This is a genomic window from Ruminococcus sp. RTP21359st1_H3_RTP21359_211015 (assembly GCF_040909065.1).
Lineage (GTDB): Bacteria > Bacillota > Clostridia > Oscillospirales > Ruminococcaceae > Hominimerdicola > Hominimerdicola aceti.
Map to the genome: position 1 here is coordinate 1 of NZ_JBDGDD010000060.1, position 5,424 is coordinate 5,424.

Here is a 5,424-nt window from a genome sequence, read left to right on the forward strand (position 1 = left end):
AAAGAGTTCAAACGAATTCATAAAGAATTCACAAAGAAAAGTCTTGACAAAGCTTAGCTAATATGATATAATAGATAAGCTGATTTAAGACAGCACATTAGAAAACACTAAAAAATCGGAAGTCAAAAAACTTTTTTGAAAAAAGCTTCAGAAAAGGGGTTGACAAAAGATAAAAAGTGTGATATAATGTAAAAGTTGCACGACACAAAAGAGTGTAACGAAACAGCATCTTGAAAATTGAACAAAGACGAATAGTACGAAACCCTTGAGAGATTCTTTTGAGAAAAAGAATTAAAGGTCTAACATAAAGACGTAAAAGAAATGTACGTTCAGTGAAGTGAACTGAAACAGGATAACAAGAGCAGAGATGCTTTTGATATACAACTTTAATTAAGAGTTTGATCCTGGCTCAGGACGAACGCTGGCGGCACGCTTAACACATGCAAGTCGAACGAGAGAAGAGAAGCTTGCTTTTCTGATCTAGTGGCGGACGGGTGAGTAACACGTGAGCAATCTGCCTTTCAGAGGGGGATACCGATTGGAAACGATCGTTAATACCGCATAACATAATTGAACCGCATGATTTGATTATCAAAGATTTATCGCTGAAAGATGAGCTCGCGTCTGATTAGCTAGTTGGTAAGGTAACGGCTTACCAAGGCGACGATCAGTAGCCGGACTGAGAGGTTGATCGGCCACATTGGGACTGAGACACGGCCCAGACTCCTACGGGAGGCAGCAGTGGGGAATATTGCACAATGGAGGAAACTCTGATGCAGCGATGCCGCGTGAGGGAAGAAGGTTTTAGGATTGTAAACCTCTGTCTTCAGGGACGAAAAAAAAGACGGTACCTGAAGAGGAAGCTCCGGCTAACTACGTGCCAGCAGCCGCGGTAATACGTAGGGAGCGAGCGTTGTCCGGAATTACTGGGTGTAAAGGGAGCGTAGGCGGGATCGCAAGTCAGATGTGAAAACTATGGGCTTAACCCATAAACTGCATTTGAAACTGTGGTTCTTGAGTGAAGTAGAGGTAAGCGGAATTCCTAGTGTAGCGGTGAAATGCGTAGATATTAGGAGGAACATCAGTGGCGAAGGCGGCTTACTGGGCTTTAACTGACGCTGAGGCTCGAAAGCGTGGGGAGCAAACAGGATTAGATACCCTGGTAGTCCACGCCGTAAACGATGATTACTAGGTGTGGGGGGACTGACCCCTTCCGTGCCGCAGCAAACGCAATAAGTAATCCACCTGGGGAGTACGACCGCAAGGTTGAAACTCAAAGGAATTGACGGGGGCCCGCACAAGCAGTGGAGTATGTGGATTAATTCGAAGCAACGCGAAGAACCTTACCAGGTCTTGACATCGTATGCATAGCTCAGAGATGAGTGAAATCTCTTCGGAGACATATAGACAGGTGGTGCATGGTTGTCGTCAGCTCGTGTCGTGAGATGTTGGGTTAAGTCCCGCAACGAGCGCAACCCTTACTGTTAGTTGCTACGCAAGAGCACTCTAGCAGGACTGCCGTTGACAAAACGGAGGAAGGTGGGGATGACGTCAAATCATCATGCCCCTTATGACCTGGGCCTCACACGTACTACAATGGCTGTTAACAGAGGGATGCAAAGCCGCGAGGTAGAGCGAACCCCTAAAAGCAGTCTTAGTTCGGATTGTAGGCTGCAACCCGCCTACATGAAGTCGGAATTGCTAGTAATCGCAGATCAGCATGCTGCGGTGAATACGTTCCCGGGCCTTGTACACACCGCCCGTCACGCCATGGGAGTCGGTAACACCCGAAGCCTGTAGTCTAACCGCAAGGAGGACGCAGTCGAAGGTGGGATTGATGACTGGGGTGAAGTCGTAACAAGGTAGCCGTATCGGAAGGTGCGGCTGGATCACCTCCTTTCTATGGAGAACAGAGAAGGAAAAGAAAACTTCTCATAAAATAATTCTCCGGTCAGCAAAGGTTTAAGAAAGTAGTTTTTGTTCAATTTTGAGGATGCTGGAAACAGTATCTTTAAAACAGCACAATGGAGTACCTAGTCCCTGCATATGGGGGTGTAGCTCAGCTGGGAGAGCACCTGCTTTGCAAGCAGGGGGTCAGGAGTTCGATTCTCCTCATCTCCACCAAGGGACGAAGGAAGAACGAACTAATAACTAAATGGGCGCATAGCTCAGGTGGTTAGAGCGCACGCCTGATAAGCGTGAGGTCGGTGGTTCGAGTCCACTTGTGCCCACCAGCAAGAGAGATCTTGCAAGGAATGAAACTTGAAAATTGAATAATGAAAAGCAAAAGTAATGCAAATGAGGAAAAATGAACGACAATAACGAAAGTTAAAGTCGGGTAAAAAACCTGCAATTAGCATAAAAATTAAGAGGATTAGACATAATTCAAAAATGGTTAAGCTAAGAAGAGCGTAGGGAGAATGCCTTGGCATTAGGAGCCGATGAAGGACGTGATAAGCTGCGATAAGCTGCGGGGATCAGCAAGTATGAATTGATCCGCAGATTTCCGAATGGAGCAATCCGTATGTGTATGCACATACATCATATACTGAATCAAATAGGTATATGAGGGGAACCGCCTGAACTGAAACATCTAAGTAGGGCGAGGAAGAGAAATCAACCGAGATTCTGTGAGTAGTGGCGAGCGAAAGCGGAAGAGGCTAAACCATAGGTAGCAATACTTATGGGGTTTCGGACAGCATTTAGTATTGATAATTTCTAGTTGAAACGTGTGGGAAAACGTACCGAAGAGTGTGAGAGTCACGTAAGCGAAAGAGAGAGTCAGCGAGCTGTATCCAAAGTACCGCGGGACACGTGAAACCCCGTGGGAAGATGGGGGGACCATCCTCCAAGCCTAAATACTACCTAATGACCGATAGCGAATAGTACTGTGAAGGAACGGTGAAAAGAACCCCGGGAGGGGAGTGAAAAAGAACCTGAAACCCTATGCTTACAAGCACCGAGAGCACGTCAAAGTGTGATCGGGTACCTTTTGTAGAATGGTCCGGCGAGTTATTGTATGCGGCAAGGTTAAGTGCTTAAGGTACGGAGCCGAAGCGAGAGCAAGTCTGAATAGGGCGAATAAGTCGTATGCAATAGACCCGAAACCGAGTGACCTATCCATGTCCAGGCTGAAGTGGAGGTAAAACTCCATGGAGGGCCGAACACACGTCCGTTGAAAAGGCCGGTGATGAGGTGTGGATAGCGGAGAAATTCCAATCGAACTCGGATATAGCTGGTTCTCTCCGAAATAGCTTTAGGGCTAGCCTCGTGAAAGATTACTGGAGGTAAAGCACTGAATGGGCTAGGGGTCGAAAGATTACTGAACCCTATCAAACTAAGAATGCCAGATAATTGATTCACGGGAGTCAGACAATGTGAGATAAGTCTCATTGTCAAAAGGGAAACAGCCCAGACCCACAGCTAAGGTCCCTAAACATTGTTAAGTGGAAAAGGATGTGGGGTTGCATAAACAACCAGGATGTTGGCTTAGAAGCAGCCACTCATTAAAAGAGTGCGTAATAGCTCACTGGTCGAGTGACCCTGCGCCGAAAATTCAACGGGGCTAAACAATGTACCGAAGCTTGGGATTCTAAAGTAATTTAGAGTGGTAGGAGAGCGTCGAATAAGGGGTGAAGTCAGAGCGGAAGCGCTGGTGGACTTTATTCGAGTGAGAATGCCGGAATGAGTAGCGAGAATTATGTGAGAATCATAATGGCCGAAAATCTAAGGTTTCCTGAGGAAGGTTCGTCCGCTCAGGGTAAGCCGGGGGCTAAGGCGAGGCGGAGACGCGTAGCCGATGCACATACGGTTGAAATTCCGTAGCCACCGAAAGATTTAAGTACAGGGACGCTTTAGAAGTGATGTAGCCGGGCGATGGTTGACCCGGTCGTAAGGGATCGAAAATGAGTAGAGAAGTCATCATGGAAAGAGACAAGAAAAGCTGTATGAATATCTTAGGTGCCCGTACCGCAAACCGACACAGGTAGATAGGAAGAAGATTCTAAGGCCAACGGGAGAAGGGTTGTTAAGGAACTCGGCAAGTTGACCCCGTAACTTAGGGATAAGGGGTGCTCAAGTGATTGAGCCGCAGAGAATAGGCCCAGGCGACTGTTTAGCAAAAACACAGGTCTCTGCTAAATCGAAAGATGACGTATAGGGGCTGACACCTGCCCGGTGCCGGAAGGTTAAGAGGAGATGTGAGAGCATTGAATTGAAGCCCCGGTAAACGGCGGCCGTAACTATAACGGTCCTAAGGTAGCGAAATTCCTTGTCAGGTAAGTTCTGACCCGCACGAAAGGTGTAACGATCTGGGCACTGTCTCAACAACCCGCCCGGCGAAATTGTAGTACCGGTGAAGATGCCGGTTACCCGCGACTAGACGGAAAGACCCCATGGAGCTTTACTGTAGCCTAATATTGGATTTCGGTATTTCACGTACAGGATAGGTGGGAGACTGGGAAGCACAGGCGTCAGCTTGTGTGGAGTCGACCTTGGGATACCACTCTTGGAGTGCTGGAATTCTAACCTGCGGCTTTGAAGCAAGTCGGGGGACATTGTTAGGTGGGCAGTTTGACTGGGGCGGTCGCCTCCTAAAGAGTAACGGAGGCGCTCAAAGGTTCGCTCTGCATGGATGGAAACCATGCGTCAGAGTGTAAACGCAAAAGCGAGCCTAACTGCGAGAATGACGGTTCGAGCAGTAACGAAAGTTGGAGTTAGTGATCCGGCGGTATGTGAATGGAAATGCCGTCGCTCAACGGATAAAAGCTACCCTGGGGATAACAGGCTGATCTCCCCCAAGAGTCCACATCGACGGGGAGGTTTGGCACCTCGATGTCGGCTCATCGCATCCTGGGGCTGAATTCGGTCCCAAGGGTTTGGCTGTTCGCCAATTAAAGCGGTACGCGAGCTGGGTTCAGAACGTCGTGAGACAGTTCGGTCCCTATCTGTCGTGGGCGTAGGATATTTGCAAGGAGCTGTCCCTAGTACGAGAGGACCGGGATGGACGCACCTCTGGTGCACCAGTTGTCACGCCAGTGGCACAGCTGGGCAGCTATGTGCGGAACGGATAAACGCTGAAGGCATCTAAGCGTGAAGCCGCCCTTAAGATAAGATATCCCTTCTGTTTACAGAGTAAGACCCCTTGAAGACTACAAGGTTGATAGGCTCAAAGTGTAAGCACGGTGACGTGTTTAGCTAGCGAGTACTAATCGGTCGAGGGCTTAACCTTATTGGTTATGACTACTCCTTTTAACCAACAGCTTTTTCATTATTCAATTTTGAGGATTCGTTCCTCTTCACTTAGTCGGTGGCGTTTGAGTTGAGGTCACACCTGTTCCCATGCCGAACACAGTAGTTAAGCTCTTCTTCGCCGAAAATACTTGGATGGTAACGTCCCGGTAAGATAGGGTGCTGCCGACACCT

The 5,424-nt window shown here is 48.1% G+C and carries 2 tRNA genes and 3 rRNA genes; all 5 read left to right on the forward strand.

What is annotated here, in order from left to right:
* Positions 1 to 386: 386 nt before the first annotated feature.
* Positions 387 to 1,900 (forward strand): 16S ribosomal RNA (locus AB5Z01_RS13430).
* 148 nt (positions 1,901 to 2,048) lie between these two features.
* Positions 2,049 to 2,124: transfer RNA gene (locus AB5Z01_RS13435), tRNA-Ala, on the forward strand.
* A 33-nt stretch (positions 2,125 to 2,157) separates the two neighbouring features.
* A tRNA-Ile gene (locus tag AB5Z01_RS13440) sits at positions 2,158 to 2,234 on the forward strand.
* Positions 2,235 to 2,393: 159 nt separating this feature from the next.
* A 23S ribosomal RNA gene (locus tag AB5Z01_RS13445) occupies positions 2,394 to 5,230 on the forward strand.
* Between the two features lie 74 nt (positions 5,231 to 5,304).
* A 5S ribosomal RNA gene (gene rrf, locus AB5Z01_RS13450) occupies positions 5,305 to 5,421 on the forward strand.
* Together the 16S, 23S and 5S rRNA genes with 2 tRNA genes alongside form the textbook arrangement of a ribosomal RNA operon.
* Positions 5,422 to 5,424 lie beyond the last annotated feature (3 nt).